Origin of the sequence: Streptomyces shenzhenensis, from assembly GCF_003688995.1 — a bacterium.
Classification (GTDB): domain Bacteria; phylum Actinomycetota; class Actinomycetes; order Streptomycetales; family Streptomycetaceae; genus Streptomyces; species Streptomyces shenzhenensis_A.
On sequence record NZ_PENI01000048.1, the window covers coordinates 41,195 to 59,105 of the forward strand.

Consider the following 17,911-nt stretch of genomic DNA (forward strand, 5'->3'; position numbering starts at 1 on the left):
GACGGACTCGACGGCGGCAGGGACGATGCGGGCGTGGTCGGTGGCCGCTCCGGGGCCGGTGGAGGGGGAGCCCCTCCGGCTCGTGCGACGGCCGGTGCCGGTCCCGGGGGACGACGAGCTGCTGGTGCGGGTGCGCGCCTGCGGGGTGTGCCGCACCGACCTGCACGTCACCGAGGGGGACCTGCCGGCGCGCCGGGCCGGGGTGACGCCCGGGCACGAGGTGGTGGGCGAGGTCGCCGGGGCGGGCGCGGCCGTCGCGGACTTCACCGTGGGCGACCGGGTCGGGGTGGCCTGGCTGCGGCGCACCGACGGCAGCTGCGCCTACTGCCGTCGGGGCGCGGAGAACCTGTGCCCGCGCTCGGAGTACACCGGCTGGGACGCCGACGGCGGTTATGCGGAGTACACGACCGTGCCGGCCGCGTTCGCCTACCGGCTGCCGGACGCCGTGGAGGACGTGGCGCTGGCCCCGCTGCTGTGCGCCGGGATCATCGGCTACCGCGCGCTGCGGCGGGCCGCGCTGCCGCCGGGCGGCCGGCTCGGGCTGTACGGCTTCGGGGGCAGCGCGCATCTGTGCGCCCAGGTGGCGCTCGCCCAGGGGGCCACGGTGCACGTCCTGACCCGCGGCGCGCCGTCCCGGCGGCTCGCCCTCGACCTGGGTGCCGCCTCGGCGCGCGACGCGTACGACGCGCCGCCCGAGCCGCTGGACTCCGCCGTCCTGTTCGCCCCGGTCGGCGACCTGGTGCCGGTCGCCCTGCGGGCGCTCGACCGGGGCGGTGTGCTGTCCGTCGCGGGCATCCACCTCAGCGATGTGCCGGCGCTGCGCTACGAGACCGACCTGTTCTACGAGAAGGAGCTGCGCAGCGTCACCTCCAACACCCGTGCGGACGGCCGGGAGTTCCTGGACCTGGCCGCGCGGCACGGGGTCCGCGCGACGACGCATCCGTATCCGCTGTCGCGGGCCCCGCAGGCGCTCAGGGACCTCAAGGCCGGCCGCTTCGACGGCGCGGCGGTACTGGTCAACGACTTCACCTGAGCCCGGACGCGAGCCCCGGCCGTGTCCGGCCGTGTCCGGTCGTGCCCGGTCGGCTCCTCCGGCATCCCTGCGCCGCGCACGCGCGAGCGCGCAGGCCGTTGTGGACCGGGCACGGGTCCGACGTCGCGGGCGAGCGGCTACTCGCCCGCGTGCACCCTCTTCAGCTCGGCGATGTCGAGCTTGCCCATCGCGTACATGGCCCGGGTGGTGCGGGCCGCCTTCTCCGGGTCGGCGTCGTACAGCATCTCGACGAGCCCCTCGGGGATCACCTGCCAGGAGACGCCGAACCGGTCCTTGAGCCAGCCGCAGGGGCCCGGCGCGCCGCCGTTCTCCGTGAGCCCGGCCCAGTAGTGGTCGACCTCCTCCTGGTCCGCGCAGAGGATCTGGAAGGAGACCGCCTCGTTGAAGGTGAACTCGGGGCCGCCGTTCACCGCGACGAAGCTCTGGCCGTTGGCCGTGAACTCGACCGCGACCACGGAGCCGGCCGGGCCAGGACCGGCCTCGTTGTAGCGGCCGATCCGGCCGATGCCGGAGTTCTTGAAGATCGAGACGTAGTAGTGGGCGGCCTCCTCGGCCTGCCCGTCGAACCAGAGACAGGTGGTGAATCCGTCGGCGGTCATCGATACCTCCCAGGACGTGGAACACGGTCGCCGGTACCGACCGTCCGGCGCCGCGAAACTCATCGCCCACCGGAGGGATATTCCGCGGGCCCGGCCGCAGGGCAGGGCTAGCATCCGGGGCATGACGTCTTCGCCCGGCGAGAGTGTCCGTCCCTTCCGGCTCGCGGTTGCGCAGAGCGAGCTCGACGATCTGAACGCACGGCTCGACCGCACCCGCTGGCCCCGGGAGCTGCCCGGCGCGGGCTGGGCGTACGGGGTGGCGGCGGACTATCTGCGCGACCTCGCACGGTACTGGCGCGAGGAGTACGACTGGCGCGCGGCCGAGGCGCGGCTCAACGCGTTGCCGCAGTTCACCACCACCATCGACGGCGCGACCCTCCACTTCGCGCACATCCGCTCCCCGGAGGCGGACGCCACGCCGCTGATCGTCACCCATGGCTGGCCGGGCTCGATCGTCGAGTTCCTCGATGTGGTCGGCCCGCTCACCGACCCGGCGGCGCACGGCGGGGACCCGACCGACGCCTTCCACCTGGTGCTGCCGAGCCTCCCCGGCTTCGGGCTCTCCGGGCCCACCGAACAGCCCGGCTGGGAGCCCGGCCGGATCGCGGACGCCTGGGCCGAGCTGATGTCCCGGCTCGGCTATCCGCGCTTCGGCGCCCAGGGCGGGGACTGGGGCGCGGCCGTCTCCCGCGAGCTGGGCCGCGCCCATCCCGACCGGGTCATCGGCGTGCATCTCACCCTGCTGCCGGGCGCCCAGGCGAGCACCGAGCCCACGGCCGAGGAGCTGGCGGCGCTCGGCCCCGAGGAGCGGGAGCGCACCCTCCGCTCGTGGGACCGGTGGGCCGCCTGGTCGCGGGAGGGCACCGGGTACGCCGCCCTGCAGTCGACCCGGCCGCACACCGTGGCCTACGGGCTGACCGACTCACCCGTGGGACAGCTCGCCTGGATCGTGGAGAAGTTCCGGGAGTGGACGGACTCCACGGACACCCCCGAGGAGGCCGTCGACCGGGACCTGATGCTCACCAACGTGATGCTGTACTGGCTGACCGGTACGGCCGGTTCGTCCGCCCGGATCTACTACGAGCGGGCGCACGCCACCGGCCGTACCGCCGCCCCGGCCGAGCCGTCGACGGCGCCCACCGCCCTCGCCGTGTTCCCGGCGGAGCTGCAGGTCCCGCTGCGGCACCGGGCGGAGCGCACCGAGAACATCGTGCGCTGGACGGAGTTCGACCGGGGCGGGCACTTCGCCGCGATGGAGGAGCCGGACCTGCTGGCCGGTGACGTCCGGGCGTTCTTCCGGCAGCTGCGCGAGCCGCAGACCGGGTGAGCCGGCCGGCCCCTGCCCGTCAGGCGGCCAGGCACAGCCCCCGGGTGGGCGCGGCGGACGGACGCCGGGCCACGGCGGTCCGCCTGACCAGTTCGCCCTGGGCCCTGGACAGCAGGTCGCCGAGGCCAAGACCGAGGGCCCGGGCCGCCGCCGCGAGGACCTCGGAGGATGCCTCCTTGCGCCCGCGTTCGACCTCGGAGAGATACGGCAGGGAGATCCGGGCCGCTTCGGCGACGTCCCCCAGCGTGCGCTCCTGCGCCTGGCGCTCGCGGCGCAGCACGTCCCCGACCAGGTCGCGCCACAGGGGTTCGCCGGCCGCGGGGGCCGGGGTCCCGGGGCGTTCGGCCCCGGGACGCAGGGGGACGGCTCGGGCATCGTTCGGCGTATCGCTGCTCATCCGGTCAGCCTAGGGATCTCGGGCATGCTGGGAAGGGCCTGGCGTTGCGCCGTGGGTGGAATCGTGGACGGGAAGGAGCCGGAGGGCCATGCTGCGCGACACGTTCGACGAGGCCGCCGAGTTGTACGAGCGGGCGCGGCCCCGCTATCCGCGGTCCCTGCTCGCGGGGCTCGCCCGACAGGCGGGCATCGGGCCGGGCAGCCGGGTGCTGGAGATCGGCCCGGGGACGGGCAAGCTCACCGTCGACCTGGCCGAGTCGGGCTGCCGGATCACCGCCGTGGAACTGGGCCCGGCGCTCGCCGCCGTCGCCCGGCAGCGGCTGCGGGGACACCCGTCGGCGACGGTCGTGGTGGCCGACTTCGAGCGGTGGGAGCTGCCGGCCGAGCCGTTCGACGCGGTGGTGTGCGCGACCGCGTTCCACTGGATCGATCCGGCGCTGCGGGTGGTGAAGGCGGCTCGGGCGCTGCCCCCCGGCGGCTGCCTCGCCCTGGTCACGACCCATCATGTGGCGGGCGGCACGGGGGAGTTCTTCGAGCGGGCGCAGCGGTGCTACGAGCGCTGGGACCCGGCCACCCCGCCCGGTCTGCGGCTCGTCCCGGAGTCGGAAACGGCCACGGACAACCGTGAGTTGACCGAGTCACCGCACTTCGGCGACGTCACCGTGACCGGGCACCCGCAGGAGATCACCTACTCGACCGACGCATACCTCGACCTGCTGCTCACCTACTCGAACCACCGGGCGCTGGACCCGGCCGCCCGGCGTGGACTGCTGTCCTGCATCCGCGAGTTGATCGACACCCGGCACGGCGGCAGCGTCACCAAGCGGTACCTGCACGAGCTGATCACGACCCGGCGGACGGGTGCCACGCCGCCGTCCGGGGCGCATGCCCCGCGTCCCCCCGGGTAGGCGCACCGCGAACGAGGCATGGCGCGCCGGTTCGCGGGGACCGGAGCCGGCACGTCAGGGCACTGGGGTTCGCGGTCGCGGCACACGGGCCGCGGATCCGGACGACGAACCGTGACTTTCGTGGGGAGAGGGCAATGGACACCGCCGGGATCCGGTCGGAAGCAGTCGTCGGGAAGACCGCCGAGGACGGGGCGGGCGAGTGGCCACTGCCGGGGATCGAGGACCCGAAGTCGGTCGCGCCGCGTGACGCGCGGGAACTGTCACGCCAGTTCTTCCAGCGTCTGGCGGAGCTGGCGGAGGGCACGCCGGAACACCAGTACGCGCGCAACACGCTGATCGAGATGAACATGTCGCTGGTGCGGTTCGCGGCCGGCCGGTTCCGGGGCCGCGGCGACGAGATGGAGGACATCGTCCAGACCGGGATGATCGGTCTGATCAAGGCGATCGACCGGTTCGAGCTGTCCCGCGAGGTGGAGTTCACCTCGTTCGCGGTCCCGTACATCGTCGGTGAGATCAAGCGGTTCTTCCGCGACACGACCTGGGCGGTGCACGTGCCGCGGCGTTTGCAGGAGCTGCGGGTCGAACTCGCCAAGGCACGCGAGGAGTTGTCCAGCCGGCTGGACCGCGAGCCGACGGCCGCGGAGCTGGCGGCGCTGATGAACATCTCCGAGGACGAGGTGGTCGAGGGCCAGCTGGCCGCCAACGGGTACAACTCGGCGTCGCTGGACGCGGCGCTCACCGGTGACGGTCCGGAGGACGGCGAGGCGGTCCTCGCCGACTTCATCGGCATCGAGGAGGAGGGGCTGCGGCTCGTCGAGGACTTCCAGTCCCTGGCCCCGCTGATCGTCGGACTCGGCGAGCGGGACCGGCAGATCCTGCATCTGCGGTTCGTGGAGGAGGCCACCCAGGCGGAGATCGGCGAGCGGCTCGGCTGCTCGCAGATGCATGTCTCCCGGCTGATCAAGCGGGTCATCGCGCGGCTGCGCCGGGGCATGCTGGGCGAACTCGGCTGCGCCTGAGAGCGGGACCGACACCGCGCGGCGGCCCGGCGGGACTCCGTCCGCCGGGCTCGTCAGGCGCGGCACGCGCCTCGGCCTCGGCGGACCACACGCCCCCGGTCCCGGCGGGCTCGCGGTCCCGGCGGGCTCGCGCGCTCAGCGGGCGAGGGTGAACAGGGCGCGTACCCGCTTGCCGACGGGTACCCGCTCGGTGGTCACCTCGGCGGCGAGGGCGTGCACGATCTCCAGGCCGTGGCGTCCGACGCGTTCGGGGTCGCGCGGGTAGCGCCGGGGCAGTGCCACGCTGCTGTCGTAGACGGAGACGGTGACCGCCGCGTCGGTGCCCTCCAGTTCGAGGATGTACGGGCCGTTGCTGTGCCGGTCGGCGTTGGTGACCAACTCGCTGACCACCAGGAGCAGTTCCTCGTCGGCACGGTCGTCGATGGTGGCCCGCCAGGCGGTCCTGAGCTGCTGGAGGAAGAGCGCGGCGAAGGACCGGGCCGCGGCGATGCATCCCGGCTCGCCGGTGTAGTGCGCCGCCCGCCGAAGCGGTTCCACGGGCACGTCGAAACCAGTCGGTATCACTGCCCCGTCCAGGTGCTCGAACATCTGTGTCTTCCTCGGAGGCCGGTCCGGCCGGTCACCGCTGCACCAGTGCTCGTACCCCGAGCGGGGCGCCACAGTCCCCGGCGCGTGTTCGCCGACCGCGCACAGCGGACAGCGTGACGGCGCTCGGGGACACCCGGAGGGTGTCCGGCCCGGACGGCGCACCCCGCGGACGGACCGCTGCGGGGGCGGACGGCCCGGACGCTGCTTAGCGTGGCTACGTGAGCCCCACACCCGTCGCCGACCGGGCCGTCCGCCGTCACGGCTGGGGCCGGGCCGTGGCCGCGGTGCTGGCGGGGCTCGCCGCCATGCTGGGGGTGGCCGCGCTCGGCCTGTGGGCGGCCGGGGCGGCGGGGCTTCCGGACGGCGCGTTCGCCCGGGTCGTCGTGGCGACCGTGGTGACGGCGGTCGGCGGCAGCGTCGAGCTGTCGGGGAACGCCGGGGTGTTCGCGCAGACGCGGGCGGGTCTTGCGGTGATCCCGCTGTCGGTCACCCTGGTCGGTGCGCTGGTGATCGCCGAGGCGTTCCTGCGTCCGCTGCGGCACCGGGCGGTCACCGGCGCCGGTGAGCCGGCCCGGTGGGCCGCCAGGATCGCGCTGCTGTGGCTGCTCGCGCTGATCGGCCTGGCCCTGGCCGCCCGCCACACCTTCGCCGTCGACCTCCGCAACGGCACGCTCAGCGATCTCACCGGCCTGTTCGGCGTGGCCCCGACGCTCGGTTTCACCACCGACGTGCCGCTGACGGTGCTGTTCGGTCTGCTGTGGCTGGCCGAGGTGCTGGTACTGGCGCTGCTGGTGTCGCGCGCGCCGCCGCTGTCCGGCCGGCTGCTGCGGTTCCAGCGGGCGGCGCGGCCGGCCGCGTCCGCCGCCGTCGGGCTGCTGCTCGCGTACGTCGCGCTGGGCGCGGTGGCCGGGGTGGTGACGGCGGCCACGCGAGGGCACGCCGCACAGACCTTCGCGGTGCTCCTGCTGGGTCTGCCGAATCTGGCCTGGCTCGCGCTGACGCTCGGTCTCGGCGCGACCTGGCACGGCCGGGTGGACGGCCCGTTCGGGCTGCCCCTGCCGCACGTCCTGGACGAGGTGCTGCGCACTCCGGACGTGTCCACGCTGAATCTGCGGACGCTCGCCGAGCACGACGGCAGGGCGTGGTGGCTGCTGGTGGCGGCCGCGGTGCTGGTGCCGGCCGCCGCGGTCCTGACGGCGGTGCGGTCACCGGCCCGCACACCGGCCTGGCGGCACGCGCTGTCCTTCGGCGCTGCGCTCGCCGCGGCGGTGCTGATGATCTGTCTCGTCGGCCGGATCTCGGCGCACTACGGCCTGTCCGTGCTGGGCATCGGCGACCTGGGCGGCGGGCTGTCCGGAGAGCTGCTGCTGCGGCCGGAGCTGTGGCCGGCGGTCGGCCTCGCGGCGCTGTGGGGGCTGGCCGCCGGGTTCCTCGGCGGGCTGCTGGCGCTGCCGGTGCGGCGGCGGGCCGGGGCCGGGCGGGAGGGCCGTACGGGGACGCGGTGACGCGGGCCGGCCGGGCACGGGTCCGCACCGGCCGGTCCCGGCTGCCTCATGTGTCGCCGTCCGGTGCCACGGCACGGGTCGGATCGGGGCCGGCCGGCGGCCGGCCCGGATGCTCGCGGTCGTCGGCGCGGGTGCTCAGCCGCCCGCCGTCGACGTACAGCCACCGGCCCTGGCCGGCGTCGTACAGCCACATCGACGCGCCGTCGATCAGCACCCCGACCCGCAGGCCGCGGGTGCGCTCGCGGAACGCCTCGGTGTCCAGGCCGCCCGCGACGAGATCCGCGACGGCCGCCCGGTAACCGGCGAGGGCCCGTTCGGCGCGGGCGAGCAGCGCCCGCGGATCTGCCGTGTCGCCGGCCGGTACGCCGTCACCGGGCGGATCCTGCGGTACGGGGACGAGACAGCGGCCGTCGGCCCAGGCGGTCCAGGCGATCCAGTCATCGGAGCACCGGAGGTGGGCCCGGTCGCCGCGCAGCACGACGAGCTGGACCGGCAGCAGCGGGTCGAGGGGCACCATGGGCCGGAAGCCGGAACCGGTCATCGCGCACCGCCCGCCTCCGCGCAGGCGCGCGTCCGGGGGCCCGCGCCGGTCTCCGGGACCGGTTCGGGCGCCGAAGGGGCGACCGGCCGCTCCGCCATGCCAGAATTCTACCGATCTGCGCACATACGCACCCACCTGTCAGGCGACGGGCAGGACGAGTGCGGGGACGGTGCGCTGCATCCGCAGCGCGTCGACGGACTCGGCGAGCAGTTCGTACTCCGTGGTGTCGTCGTTGGCGGCGATCCGCACCAGCCGCCCGGCCGCCAACTCGTCGGCCACCAGCTCCTGTCGGACGTCGTCGGCGCACCAGGCGCGGAGCACGCCGGGCACGTCGGGCACGTCCTCCGCCACCGGGACGAGGGCACCGGCCGGGACGTTCGGGCTCTCGGGGCTCGGATCGAGGCGTTCGGCGATCCAGGACGCCCGGTCGCGCAGCCACCACAGGGCGAGGGCCAGGGTGGGCGCACGGTAGGTGCCCAGCGGTACGCCGATGCGCTGTCCGTCGCACGTCCCGTACGCCGTGACATGGCACAGGAATTCGTCGTGCACGATCACTCCCCCGTCGCCTCGCGGTCCGTGCCGGCCGGTCCTCGCTTCCCGTGCGGCTCGTATGCGGTGAAGTGCCCCTGACGTACGAGTATCTTCACTGCTGAAACACTGTCACCACGTCTTTCCGGCCACTCTCCTGGCATGTTCGCGCTCGCACCTGGCCGGAATGCGACACCCGCTGCGGTGCCGTCGTCATGACCTGAGAGGTAATCGACCCGGCCCATGGAGCCGGGCAGGGTGGTCACACCGGACCGGCACACCCGCGGTCCGGGCTCTGACCGGCAAGGACGACCTCGATGGAGGCTGATTCGCCATGTCCGCGCACACCGAACGTCATCACAGCGCCGCCGCCCGCTACTTCGAGGCATGGAACGCCACCGGGCCTGAGGCCCGTGCGAAGGCGGTCGCCGCGGCCTGGGCCGTGGACGGCGGCTACACCGATCCGCTCGCCGACGTCCGGGGGCACGAGCGGATCGCGGCCGTGATCGCGGCGGCGCGGGAGCAGTTCCCCGGTTTCGCCTTCCGTCCGCTCGGCGCCGTGGACGGTCACCACGACACCGTGCGCTTCTCCTGGGAACTGGTGAACGAGGCCGACGGCTCGGCCCCGGTGGCCGGTTCCGACGTGGTCACCCTGGACGAGGACGGCCGGATCACCCGGGTCCTCGGCTTCCTGGACCGCGTACCCACCGGGCCCTGACGGCCCGCCCCGCCCGTCGGCTCCCTAGGTCCTGTCGTCAAACTCCCGTCGTCCGCCCGGAGGGCGGGTCCTGCGGCGTCGTGGGGGTCCCCCTGGTCGAGCGGAGCCGAGAGCTCGGGGGAGCGTGCTCTCGGTGTGCCGGGCGCAGGCCCTCGTACTGGACTCGGGCCCATGCCCGGTGCGGCGAGTGGGGGTCCCCCTGCTCGAAGAGCTCGAGGGAGCGTGCATGGCGTCGCGCGGCTGGGGGCACCTCCCGGCCGGAGGCTGGGGGAGGGAATTTGACGACAGGGCCTACGGCCACTCGCCGCTGCGGAGCCGGCGCCGCACGGGGGTGGGCGCCGGCTCCGGAGTGTCCCTACGCGGTGACGATCGCGTCGATCCGGGCCAGCTCGTCCGCGTCGAAGTCCAGGTTGCGGACGGTCGCGACGCTGTCCTCGATCTGCTGCGCACTGCTCGCGCCGACCAGCGCGGAGGTCACCCGGCCGCCGCGCAGCACCCAGGCGAGAGCGAGCTGGGCCAGGGTCTGGCCGCGGCCCTTGGCGATCTCGTCCAGGGCGCGCAGCTTGCCGATCAGTTCCTCGGTCACCGACTCCGCCTTCAGGAAGGGGCTGTCGCCCGCCGCCCGCGAACCCTCGGGGATGCCGTCGAGGTAACGGGCGGTGAGCAGACCCTGCTCCAGCGGGGAGTAGACGATCGAGCCGACCTCCAGCTCGTCCAGGGCGTCCAGCAGCCCCTCGTCCTCGGGACGGCGGTCGAGCATCGAGTAGCGCGGCTGGTGGATGAGCAGCGGGGTGCCCAGCTCGCCCAGGATGCGGGCGGCCTCGCGGGTCTGCTCGGCCGAGTAGTTGGAGACGCCCACGTACAGGGCCTTGCCCTGCTGGACCGCGGTGTGCAGCGCGCCCATCGTCTCCTCCAGGGGAGTCTCCGGGTCGTGGCGGTGCGAGTAGAAGATGTCGACGTACTCCAGGCCCATCCGCCCCAGGCTCTGGTCGAGCGAGGACAGCAGGTACTTGCGCGAGCCCCACTCACCGTAGGGGCCGGGCCACATCAGATAGCCGGCCTTGGTGGAGATGATGAGTTCGTCGCGGTACGCCCTGAAATCCGCCTTCAGGGCCTCCCCGAGGGCGGACTCGGCGGCGCCGGCCGGCGGGCCGTAGTTGTTGGCCAGGTCGAAGTGGGTGACCCCGAGATCGAAGGCGCGACGCAGGATGGCGCGCTGGGTCTGCACCGGGCGGTCGGGGCCGAAGTTGTGCCACAGGCCGAGGGACAGGGCGGGGAGATTCAGGCCGCTGCGTCCGGTGCGCCGGTAGGGCATGTCGGCGTAGCGGTCGGGGTGTGCGGTGTACAACGCGACTCCAGAGGGGTTGGCACACGGTCGTTCCCACTCTTCCGCTGCCCGCGGGCAGCGGTCCAACAGGAGAATCCGATGGAATTCAGCGGTTAGGGTTCTCAATCATGGAACTGCGTCACCTCCAGCACTTCGTCGCGGTCGCCGAGGACCAGCACTTCACCCGGGCCGCGGAGCGGCTGATGGTGTCCCAGTCGGGTCTTTCGGCGTCGATCCGGGCGCTGGAGCGCGAGCTGCGGGCGCCGCTGTTCGTGCGCACCACCCGCCGGGTGACCCTGACCGAGGCGGGGCGCGCGCTGCTGGCCGAGGCCGAGCGGATCCTGGCCCAGGTACGGACCGCGCACGAGGCGGTCGCGGCCGTGCAGGGCGTGCTGCGCGGGACGCTGGCGCTGGGCACCGAGCAGTGCATCGCCGGGGTGCATGTGGCGGGGCTGCTGGCCGCGTTCAGGCGGCGCCACCCGGACGTGGAGATCCTGCTGCGGCAGGCGGGCTCGGGGGCGCTGGCCGAGGACGTCGCGGCCGGCCGGCTCGACCTGGCCTTCGCCTACCGCACCCAGGACGACACGGACCAGTTGCGCTCGGTGGCGCTGACCAGCGAGCCGATGACCGTGCTGTGCCATCCCAGCCACCGGCTGGCCGCGGCGGGGGCGGCGCTGGTCCCGGCCGATGTCGGCGGCGAGGTCTTCGTCGACTTCCACCCGGACTGGGGGCCGCGGCGCACCACCGACGGGGCGTTCGCCGCGGCGGGGGTCCGCCGTACGGTCTCGCTGGAGGTCAACGACGTACACAGCCTGCTGGACCTGGTCGACGAGAACCTGGGGATCGCCGCCGTGCCCCGCCACTTCCGTCACAAGCGGCCCTCGCTCACCGCGCTCCCGCTGAAGGGCAGCGGCGAGGCGGAGTACGAGACGGTCGCGCTGCTGCCCCCCGAGCGGTCCACCAGCCCGGCGGCCCGGGCGCTGATGACCCTGCTGGAGGCGGGGAGCCCGGTGCCGCGCCAGGGCGAAGCGCACGCCTGCTGACCGCGCCGGCCGCAGACTCGTGTGCTCCGCACGGCGACCGGACGCCGCCGGACCGTCGGACGAAGCGGCTCGGCGCGTCCTGCCCGGTGCCGCCGGGCTTGGGTGGAAGCCGGGTTCCGGGCGCAGGGCGGCGGGCGATGCGCGATGGTGGACGTATGCACGCACGGGACATCCTCATCGACGGCTACGGCCGTATCCACGAAGAAGTCCATGCCACCCTCGACGGCCTCGGGCCGGGCGAGCTGAACGCCCGCCCGGTCCCGGACGCCAACTCGGTCGCCTGGCTCGTCTGGCATCTCACCCGGGTCCAGGACGACCATGTCGCCGATGCCTTCGGCCTCGACCAGGTGTGGCCGGCCCAGGGCTGGGAGAAGCGTTTCGGCCTGGATCTGCCGCGCCGTGACACGGGGTACGGCCACAGCGCGGCGAAGGCCGCCAAGGTGCGGGTCGACTCGGCCGGCCTGCTGACCGGGTACTACGACGCCGTGCACGAGCAGACCCTCGGGGTGCTGCGCGAGCTGCCCGCCAAGGACCTCGAACAGGTCGTGGACGAGCGCTGGGACCCGCCGGTCACCCTGGGCGTCCGGCTGGTCAGCGTCCTGTCCGACGACCTCCAGCACATCGGGCAGGCCGCCTATGTGCGCGGACTGCTGCGCAGCGCGGCGGCGTAACCCGGCAGGACCACGTCCTCGATGAGCGCCCTGCGCTCGTCGAACGGGACGAACGCGCTCTTGACGGCGTTCACCGTGACGGTGCGCAGGTCCTCGGCCGTCCAGCCGGCCTCCTCGACCAGCAGGGACATCTCCCGGGTCATCGTCGTACCGGACACCAGCCGGCCGTCGGTGTTGAGGGTGACCCGGAAGCCCAGCTCCTTGAGGGCGGTGATCGGGTGCTCGGCGATCGAGGCGACACAGCCGGTCCGGAGATTGGAGGTGGGGCACATCTCCAGCGCGATACGGCGGTCGCGCACCCAGCTCGCGAGCCGGCCGGGCGTGCCGTCGACGATGTCCTCGGTGAGGCGCACACCGTGCCCGATCCGCTGCGCCCCGCACACCTGCACGGCCTGGTGGATGCTGGGCAGGCCGTGCGCCTCACCGGCGTGAACGGTGAAGGGCACGCTCTCGCGGCGCAGATGCTCGAACGCGGCCAGATGGTCGGCGGGCGGGAAGCCGTCCTCGGCGCCGGCGATGTCGAAGCCGACGACCCCCGCGTCGCGGTGGGCCACGGCCAGGTCCGCGATCTCCCGGGTGCGCTCGAACATCCGCATGCCGCACAGCAGGGTGCCGACCCGGACCGGGGTGCCGGCGGCGGCCGCTCGCGCCATGCCGGCGGCGAGCCCCTCCTGCACGGACTCCACGACCTCGCGCAGGGTCAGGCCGTCCCGGACCATCAGCTCGGGGGCGTAGCGCACCTCGGCGTAGACGACGCCGTCGGCGGCGAGGTCGAGGACGTACTCCTCGGCGGTGCGCAGCAGGCCCTCGCGGGACTGCAGGACGGCCAGGGTGTGATCGAAGGTGGCGATGTAGCGGACCAGGTCGCCGGAGCCGGCGGCGGCCACGAACCAGGCGGCCAGCTCGTCGGGGTCGGTGGTGGGCAGCCGGTGGCCGGCCTCGGCCGCCAGCTCGACGACGGTCGCGGGGCGCAGGCTCCCGTCGAGGTGGTCGTGGAGCACGGCCTTGGGCAGCCGGCGGAGGGTGTCGGTGTCGATGCGGGGCGCGGTCATGCGGGCGTTTCCTCGGGCAGGTGGTGCGATGCGGTCAGGCGGCGGGCTGGAGCAGGTCCCAGCGGTTGCCGTACCGGTCCTGGAAGACCGCGACGGTGCCGTACGGCTCGTGCCGCGGCTCCTCCAGGAAGGTCACGTCGTTGGCGCGCATCCGGGCGTGGTCGCGGGCGAAGTCGTCGGTGTGCAGGAAGAAGCCGACCCGGCCGCCGGTCTGGTCGCCGATCCGGGCACGCTGCTCCACGTCCTTCGCGCGGGCCAGCAGCAGGCCGGTGCCGTGCTGGTCCGGGCCCGGCGCGACGACGACCCAGCGCGCTCCGTCCGGCCGGGGGCTGTCCTCGACGAGCCGGAAGCCGAGGGCACGGGTGTAGAAGCCGATCGCCTCGTCGTAGTCGTCGACGACGAGGGTGACCAGGGCGATGCGTCTCATCGGTGCCTCTCGGTGGGGTGGACGGGGGCCGAGGTTATACGTAAAACCCGATGGATGCCAGTCGTCTTCGGCGGCCGGTGGGACACGGCGGCCGGCCCGGTCGGGGCCCGGGTCGGATCAGCGGCTCTCGTCGCCCTGGGCGACCTCCACCCGGTGGTGGAAGTCGATCATTCCGGTCCCCGCGGCGACGCAGGAGACGGCGGTGCAGCCGACCAGCAGGACGGTGATCCAGGGAACGGCCCGGCGCGGGACGTGCGGGCCGGACAGGAGGGCCTGGACGCGCCGGGGCACGGGGCCGGTCGTCGCGGCGGGCGCGAAGTCCGGGCGGGCGGAGCGGGCGCTCTGGCCGGCGAGGGCGGCCCGGGCGATGGCGCGGGCGGTCAGCCGCCGGTCGCCGACGGCGCCGGCCGCGGCCTCGTCGGCGGCCCGTTCGGCCGCGAGCCGGATGGTCTCGCGGACCGGGCGCAGCGCGGGGTGGCAGTGCGCGGCGAGTTCGGCGGCGGCGAGGAAGAAGTGGTGGCCCGCCTCGTTGTGCGCCCGTTCGTGGGCGAACAGCGCCTCGCGTTCGGCGGCGTCCAGGCTGCGCAGCATGGCGGTCGTGACGACGATGCGATGCGGTCGACCGGGCAGCGCGTAGGCGTCCGGCCGCGGCGAGTCGACCACGCACAGATCGCCCGCGGCGGGCCCGTGCCCGGCCTCGGTGCGCGCGGTCCTGAAGGCGCGCAGCTGGCGCAGCACCGAGCGCGCGAGCGTCCACGCGCATACGGCGAGTCCGCCGACCGAGGTCGCGGCGAGCGGCACGACGAGGAGGTCGGAGGCGGTGCGCAGCGGGTGGACCAGCTCGCCCAGCGCGGCGAAGACGGGCAGTTTGAGCAGCCCGGTCAGGACGAACGCGCCGAGCGCGGCCAGGGAGCAGCCCGCGAGGACGACCGCCGAGACGGTGATCACCCACAGCGCGTCGGCGGGCGCGAGCCGGTCGAGGGCGCGCCGGGCCAGGGCCGGCATGGCGATCGGCAGCAGGAGCGGAAGCAGCAGCAGCGCGGTCATCGCTCACCGGGTTCGAGCAGGTCGCGCAGGACGCGCTCGTCGTCCGCGCTGAGCTGGGCGACGAAGCGGGCCAGCACCGTCTCGCGGTCGCTGTCGCGGTCGAGTTCGGTGTGCATGCGGCGGGCGGTGAGGCCCTGCGCGTCCTGGACCGGGACGTAGGCGTAGCCGCGGCCCTGGCGGTGCCGGTCCACGACGCCCTTCTCGTGCAGCCGGGACAGGATCGTGGTCACCGTGGTGCGGGCCAGGTCCGCGCCCAGGCTCAGCTGCACCTGGCCGGGCGTCTGCGGCCCGTCGGCGGCCCACAGGGCGGCCATGACGCTCGCTTCGAGCTCGCCGGCCGGCCGGCGTTCGTCCTTCGAGTCGGCCATCGGAACGTCCCTCACCCCGTCCTCGTCCACCGTCCGGTGGACCTTCGCCACGATTGCAGTCGACCGGGCCGCCGCGCGGTACGGCCGTGCCCGCTCGTCCATTATGAAAGGCACTCCCGGCCCTGACCGCAAGCAGCGTCTCCCCCGGAGCCCGGCCTGCAAGTCCATGCCAGGTCCGTCAGCCGGCCGTCACGCGGGCCGCGTCCAGCCGCGCCGACTCCCCGACGGTCAGCCGCAGCGTTCTCGACGAGGTGACCCACGTCACCGGTCGCGGGGATGGCGAGCACATACGGACCCCGGTGCAGCGTCCAGGCGGTGCGGACCTGCGCCGGGCTCGCGCCGTGCGCCCGGGCGACCGCGAGCACCTCCTCGTGGTGCGTCCCCAGGGCCCCTTCTGCGGCGTGGCCGGAGCCGGCGGGGGGCGTGGCGACGAACGCGATGCCCCGCTCACCGCAGGTCCGCAGGAGCTCGTCGCCTGCGGGGTCGGGCCGGTCGAGCGCGTACCGGTTCTTGACGCACACCACGGGCGCGATCTCCAGTGCCTCGGCGAGGTGGCGGGGTTCGACGGCAAAGACGCCGAGGCGCCGGATCGGACGCGCCTCCCGCAGGCCGGCGAGGGCGCCGAAGTGCTCGGCGATCGAGTCCTGCCGCATCCGGCGCAGGTTGACGACGTCGAGGTGGTCGCGGCCGAGCCGGCGCAGATTCTCCTCGACGCGGCCGCGCAGCCGGTCCGGCCGGGCCGCGGTGCCCCATGCGCCGTGCTGGTCACGGTACGGACCGGCCTTGCCCGCAATGAGGAGGTCGCCGGGGCAGGGGCCCAGGCCCTGTCGTCAAACTCCCTCCCCCAGCCTCCGGCCGGGAGATGCCCCCAGCCCCGCGACGCCACGCACACTCCCCCGAGCTCTCGACTGCGCTCAACCAGGGGCCCCCACGACACCGCAGGGCCCGCCCTCCGGGCAGAGTTCGTCTGCGGAGTGCAGCGCGGAGAAGCAGAAGGCGGCGTGTCGATGTGGTTCACGTCGAGTGTGACCGCCTCGCTCGGCACCCCGGGGTGGAAGGCCACGCCGCCGGTCAGCCGCATCGCGCCGAAGTTGATGCGGCTGACCGGCAGGTCGCCGGGGTTCCAGGTGCCCGCGGCGTCCGCGGTGATCGGTGCGGACGTCATCGGCGGAGTCCGGCACACGCCCCCGGTGCGGGGCGCGGGCGGTTCACGGATAGACGTACGTGTTCAGGGCGGCGACGGCGGACGCCGGGTCCCCGAGGTCGTAGCGGTCGACGGCGAGGAAGTTCGGCTTCTTGCGGGCCGCGGGCTCGCAGAACCGGCGGGCGCGGTCGGCGAGTTTGGTGTTGTCGGTCTGCGTGGTGGCGGCGACGGTGGTGTCGCGGAAGTGGTTCATGACGAACAGGGGCCGGAAGGCGCCCTCGGTCCGGGTCAGCGGGATGTTGGTGCCCGCGTCGTACCAGCGGCTGTAGCAGGACCAGTCGGAGGAGCCGACGCCCGCTCCCATGGACCAGTAGTTCTCGACGGTCCACTCCCGCTGGTACAGCACGCCGAAGCTGTCCCGGGTCAGCCCCGCCGCCTCGTCGGCCGAGCGGCTGTGGTCGGTGAAGATCAGCAGCCGCTGGTTCGCGGCGACGAGATCGGCCAGCTTCGGCCAGCCGTTCTGCCGCACCCCGGTACGGTCGGGGCGGTAGAGCACGTCGGACAGGCCGTCGACGCGGGCGAGTTCGGAGCGCAGGACGCCCGGGTCGACATAGTCCTCCAGGAAGACGGTGACGAACTGGTCGGGGTTGGCCCGGAGGAAGTCGACCATCCGTTGCAGGTCCACCCACAGTGCGACCGGCCTGCTGACCAGCGTGCAACTGTTGTGGCACAGGATCGCGCCGTCGGGGGTCTGATGGATGTCCAGCATGAACCCGCGGACCCCGTCGGTCAGTTGTGCGCCGATCCCGCGGGCCTGGTTGGGGAAGAGGTTCACGAAGGGCGGCGCGAAACCGCCGTCGACGCCGTTGGCGTACGCGTTGTGCGCGGTCAGGAACGTCATCTGGTCGAGGGTGCGCTGGTCCCCCGGCGGCATCGGCCGGGTGGGTGCGGTGACCGGGGTCAGGTACCAGGCGGCGAGGGCGCCCGCGGCACCGACGGCGAGCTGGGCGGGGTGGGTGGCGCCGGCCGGCTGCGGCGCCAGGGTCAGATAGCGGTCCGCGCCGGGCGCCTTGAGGGTGTACCGGTCGTCGCCCGCCGGGCCGATCTCCCAGGCCGCGTCGGCGGCGGTGCAGTTGACCGTGCGGGCCTGGTCGCCCGAGCGGCCGAGGCAGCTGCCGGCCGTGTCGGCGCTCTCCAGGACGTATCCGGATCCTTCGGCTCTGAGGTTCCACCGCTGGTGGTCCTCGTCGCCCTTGGGCCGGTGCTGCTCCACCGCTCCGCCCTTGTCCGCCGCGTTGAGACCGGTCACGGCGCTCTGGACGTAGTAGGTGCCGGCGGCCGGGACCGGTGCGGCGGCGTGGGACGGGGGTGCCACGGCCGTCGCGGCGAGCGCGGCGGCCATGGCGAGCAGGGCGTGGGGGGTGCGCATGCGGGTGCCTCTCCCTCGGGTGAATCAGTCAGGTGCATGACACCATGGCCCACGGTCGGGCGTCAGCAGTAAAGGTTGCCGCCAGGTGAAACCCCGAGGATCTGGGTGAAGCGCTGGTAGGCGTCGACGCGGCTCTGTACCTGGGCGGGGTTTCTGCCGTCGCATTCGAGGGAGCCGTTGATGGAGCGGATGGTCTGGCCGAAGCCGGCGCCGCCGACCA

20 protein-coding genes and 2 pseudogenes are annotated in these 17,911 nt (G+C 73.9%); 8 read left to right on the forward strand and 14 right to left on the reverse strand.

Annotated features, from left to right (window positions below; all coding sequences use genetic code 11):
• Positions 1 to 25 precede the first annotated feature (25 nt).
• The gene (locus CTZ28_RS42555; protein ID WP_183154867.1) at positions 26 to 1,033 is read left to right on the forward strand and encodes a zinc-binding alcohol dehydrogenase family protein; all 1,008 of its coding nucleotides are present in this window, start codon (positions 26 to 28) and stop codon (positions 1,031 to 1,033) included.
• A 137-nt stretch (positions 1,034 to 1,170) separates the two neighbouring features.
• On the opposite strand, the gene CTZ28_RS42560 is transcribed toward CTZ28_RS42555, so the two are convergent.
• Positions 1,171 to 1,653, reverse strand: coding sequence for a VOC family protein (locus CTZ28_RS42560; protein ID WP_121895131.1), 483 nt, complete (start codon positions 1,651 to 1,653; stop codon positions 1,171 to 1,173).
• Positions 1,654 to 1,774: 121 nt separating this feature from the next.
• Here CTZ28_RS42560 and CTZ28_RS42565 point away from each other — a divergent pair, with 121 nt between their 5' ends.
• The gene (locus tag CTZ28_RS42565) at positions 1,775 to 2,980 is read left to right on the forward strand and encodes an epoxide hydrolase family protein (RefSeq protein ID WP_121895132.1); all 1,206 of its coding nucleotides are present in this window, start codon (positions 1,775 to 1,777) and stop codon (positions 2,978 to 2,980) included.
• 19 nt (positions 2,981 to 2,999) lie between these two features.
• Here the strand turns inward: CTZ28_RS42565 and CTZ28_RS42570 are convergent, their stop codons facing one another.
• A complete protein-coding gene (locus tag CTZ28_RS42570) occupies positions 3,000 to 3,377 on the reverse strand; it encodes a helix-turn-helix domain-containing protein (RefSeq protein WP_121895133.1) in 378 nt (125 codons plus the stop codon).
• An 88-nt stretch (positions 3,378 to 3,465) separates the two neighbouring features.
• Here CTZ28_RS42570 and CTZ28_RS42575 point away from each other — a divergent pair, with 88 nt between their 5' ends.
• Together CTZ28_RS42575 and CTZ28_RS42580 are read left to right on the forward strand one after the other, a co-directional pair.
• Positions 3,466 to 4,284 (forward strand): class I SAM-dependent methyltransferase, encoded by an 819-nt coding sequence (locus tag CTZ28_RS42575; RefSeq protein WP_121895134.1) that lies wholly within the window; start codon positions 3,466 to 3,468, stop codon positions 4,282 to 4,284.
• Positions 4,285 to 4,418: 134 nt separating this feature from the next.
• On the forward strand, positions 4,419 to 5,303 hold the full coding sequence (locus CTZ28_RS42580) for an RNA polymerase sigma factor SigF (protein WP_121895135.1): 885 nt from the start codon (positions 4,419 to 4,421) through the stop codon (positions 5,301 to 5,303).
• Between the two features lie 135 nt (positions 5,304 to 5,438).
• Here the strand turns inward: CTZ28_RS42580 and CTZ28_RS42585 are convergent, their stop codons facing one another.
• On the reverse strand, positions 5,439 to 5,891 hold the full coding sequence (locus tag CTZ28_RS42585) for an ATP-binding protein (protein WP_121895136.1): 453 nt from the start codon (positions 5,889 to 5,891) through the stop codon (positions 5,439 to 5,441).
• Between the two features lie 218 nt (positions 5,892 to 6,109).
• Here CTZ28_RS42585 and CTZ28_RS42590 point away from each other — a divergent pair, with 218 nt between their 5' ends.
• The gene (locus CTZ28_RS42590) at positions 6,110 to 7,396 is read left to right on the forward strand and encodes a streptophobe family protein (RefSeq protein WP_121895137.1); all 1,287 of its coding nucleotides are present in this window, start codon (positions 6,110 to 6,112) and stop codon (positions 7,394 to 7,396) included.
• Between the two features lie 46 nt (positions 7,397 to 7,442).
• On the opposite strand, the gene CTZ28_RS42595 is transcribed toward CTZ28_RS42590, so the two are convergent.
• Positions 7,443 to 7,937, reverse strand: coding sequence for a hypothetical protein (locus tag CTZ28_RS42595; RefSeq protein WP_121895138.1), 495 nt, complete (start codon positions 7,935 to 7,937; stop codon positions 7,443 to 7,445).
• 138 nt (positions 7,938 to 8,075) lie between these two features.
• Entirely contained in the window at positions 8,076 to 8,486 is a 411-nt protein-coding gene (locus CTZ28_RS42600) for a hypothetical protein (RefSeq protein WP_121895150.1), read from the reverse strand.
• Positions 8,487 to 8,799: 313 nt separating this feature from the next.
• Between CTZ28_RS42600 and CTZ28_RS42605 the strand changes: the two genes are divergently transcribed.
• Positions 8,800 to 9,183, forward strand: coding sequence for a nuclear transport factor 2 family protein (locus CTZ28_RS42605; protein ID WP_121895139.1), 384 nt, complete (start codon positions 8,800 to 8,802; stop codon positions 9,181 to 9,183).
• Between the two features lie 355 nt (positions 9,184 to 9,538).
• On the opposite strand, the gene mgrA is transcribed toward CTZ28_RS42605, so the two are convergent.
• Positions 9,539 to 10,531, reverse strand: coding sequence for an L-glyceraldehyde 3-phosphate reductase (mgrA, locus tag CTZ28_RS42610; RefSeq protein ID WP_121895140.1), 993 nt, complete (start codon positions 10,529 to 10,531; stop codon positions 9,539 to 9,541).
• A gap of 107 nt (positions 10,532 to 10,638) precedes the next feature.
• Here mgrA and CTZ28_RS42615 point away from each other — a divergent pair, with 107 nt between their 5' ends.
• Both CTZ28_RS42615 and CTZ28_RS42620 read left to right on the forward strand, forming a co-directional pair.
• Positions 10,639 to 11,553, forward strand: a complete 915-nt coding sequence (locus CTZ28_RS42615; protein WP_121895141.1) for a LysR family transcriptional regulator — start codon at positions 10,639 to 10,641, stop codon at positions 11,551 to 11,553.
• 155 nt (positions 11,554 to 11,708) lie between these two features.
• The gene (locus tag CTZ28_RS42620; protein ID WP_147481282.1) at positions 11,709 to 12,224 is read left to right on the forward strand and encodes a mycothiol transferase; all 516 of its coding nucleotides are present in this window, start codon (positions 11,709 to 11,711) and stop codon (positions 12,222 to 12,224) included.
• Here the strand turns inward: CTZ28_RS42620 and CTZ28_RS42625 are convergent.
• The 8 genes and pseudogenes from CTZ28_RS42625 to CTZ28_RS42660 form a co-directional block, all read right to left on the reverse strand.
• A complete protein-coding gene (locus tag CTZ28_RS42625) occupies positions 12,188 to 13,276 on the reverse strand; it encodes an adenosine deaminase (RefSeq protein WP_121895143.1) in 1,089 nt (362 codons plus the stop codon). The genes CTZ28_RS42620 and CTZ28_RS42625 overlap by 37 nt on opposite strands.
• Before the next feature lie 34 nt (positions 13,277 to 13,310).
• Positions 13,311 to 13,703 carry a VOC family protein gene (locus CTZ28_RS42630; protein ID WP_121895144.1) on the reverse strand — a complete coding sequence of 131 codons (393 nt, stop codon included), beginning with the start codon at positions 13,701 to 13,703 and terminating at the stop codon, positions 13,311 to 13,313.
• 117 nt (positions 13,704 to 13,820) lie between these two features.
• Positions 13,821 to 14,750: a M48 family metalloprotease gene (locus CTZ28_RS42635; RefSeq protein WP_121895145.1), complete on the reverse strand. Its 930-nt coding sequence runs from the start codon at positions 14,748 to 14,750 to the stop codon at positions 13,821 to 13,823.
• A complete protein-coding gene (locus CTZ28_RS42640; RefSeq protein ID WP_121895151.1) occupies positions 14,747 to 15,118 on the reverse strand; it encodes a BlaI/MecI/CopY family transcriptional regulator in 372 nt (123 codons plus the stop codon). Before CTZ28_RS42640 ends, CTZ28_RS42635 begins: the two co-directional genes overlap by 4 nt.
• A 101-nt stretch (positions 15,119 to 15,219) precedes the next feature.
• Positions 15,220 to 15,939 (reverse strand): annotated as a pseudogene (locus CTZ28_RS42645) (aldo/keto reductase); the annotation flags it as partial.
• 136 nt (positions 15,940 to 16,075) lie between these two features.
• Positions 16,076 to 16,283, reverse strand: a pseudogene (locus CTZ28_RS49835) (aldo/keto reductase); the annotation flags it as partial.
• A 43-nt stretch (positions 16,284 to 16,326) separates the two neighbouring features.
• Positions 16,327 to 17,691 (reverse strand): phosphoinositide-specific phospholipase C-related protein, encoded by a 1,365-nt coding sequence (locus tag CTZ28_RS42655; RefSeq protein ID WP_121895147.1) that lies wholly within the window; start codon positions 17,689 to 17,691, stop codon positions 16,327 to 16,329.
• Positions 17,692 to 17,753: 62 nt separating this feature from the next.
• Positions 17,754 to 17,911 (reverse strand): glycoside hydrolase family 19 protein (locus tag CTZ28_RS42660; RefSeq protein ID WP_310887655.1); only part of this gene is annotated, 158 nt, incomplete at its 5' end.

What these genes read in the sequence shown, in the direction of transcription:
- CTZ28_RS42630 (WP_121895144.1), bottom strand. Translation starts at nt 13,703, where the DNA reads ATGAGACGCATCGCCCTGGTCACCCTCGTCGTCGACGACTACGACGAG.
- CTZ28_RS42635 (WP_121895145.1), bottom strand. Translation starts at nt 14,750, where the DNA reads ATGACCGCGCTGCTGCTGCTTCCGCTCCTGCTGCCGATCGCCATGCCG.
- CTZ28_RS42565 (WP_121895132.1), top strand. Translation starts at nt 1,775, where the DNA reads ATGACGTCTTCGCCCGGCGAGAGTGTCCGTCCCTTCCGGCTCGCGGTT.
- CTZ28_RS42595 (WP_121895138.1), bottom strand. Translation starts at nt 7,937, where the DNA reads ATGACCGGTTCCGGCTTCCGGCCCATGGTGCCCCTCGACCCGCTGCTG.
- CTZ28_RS42570 (WP_121895133.1), bottom strand. Translation starts at nt 3,377, where the DNA reads ATGAGCAGCGATACGCCGAACGATGCCCGAGCCGTCCCCCTGCGTCCC.
- CTZ28_RS42560 (WP_121895131.1), bottom strand. Translation starts at nt 1,653, where the DNA reads ATGACCGCCGACGGATTCACCACCTGTCTCTGGTTCGACGGGCAGGCC.
- CTZ28_RS42640 (WP_121895151.1), bottom strand. Translation starts at nt 15,118, where the DNA reads ATGGCCGACTCGAAGGACGAACGCCGGCCGGCCGGCGAGCTCGAAGCG.
- CTZ28_RS42580 (WP_121895135.1), top strand. Translation starts at nt 4,419, where the DNA reads ATGGACACCGCCGGGATCCGGTCGGAAGCAGTCGTCGGGAAGACCGCC.
- CTZ28_RS42625 (WP_121895143.1), bottom strand. Translation starts at nt 13,276, where the DNA reads ATGACCGCGCCCCGCATCGACACCGACACCCTCCGCCGGCTGCCCAAG.
- CTZ28_RS42620 (WP_147481282.1), top strand. Translation starts at nt 11,709, where the DNA reads ATGCACGCACGGGACATCCTCATCGACGGCTACGGCCGTATCCACGAA.
- CTZ28_RS42585 (WP_121895136.1), bottom strand. Translation starts at nt 5,891, where the DNA reads ATGTTCGAGCACCTGGACGGGGCAGTGATACCGACTGGTTTCGACGTG.
- CTZ28_RS42655 (WP_121895147.1), bottom strand. Translation starts at nt 17,691, where the DNA reads ATGCGCACCCCCCACGCCCTGCTCGCCATGGCCGCCGCGCTCGCCGCG.
- CTZ28_RS42615 (WP_121895141.1), top strand. Translation starts at nt 10,639, where the DNA reads ATGGAACTGCGTCACCTCCAGCACTTCGTCGCGGTCGCCGAGGACCAG.
- CTZ28_RS42575 (WP_121895134.1), top strand. Translation starts at nt 3,466, where the DNA reads ATGCTGCGCGACACGTTCGACGAGGCCGCCGAGTTGTACGAGCGGGCG.
- CTZ28_RS42605 (WP_121895139.1), top strand. Translation starts at nt 8,800, where the DNA reads ATGTCCGCGCACACCGAACGTCATCACAGCGCCGCCGCCCGCTACTTC.
- CTZ28_RS42555 (WP_183154867.1), top strand. Translation starts at nt 26, where the DNA reads ATGCGGGCGTGGTCGGTGGCCGCTCCGGGGCCGGTGGAGGGGGAGCCC.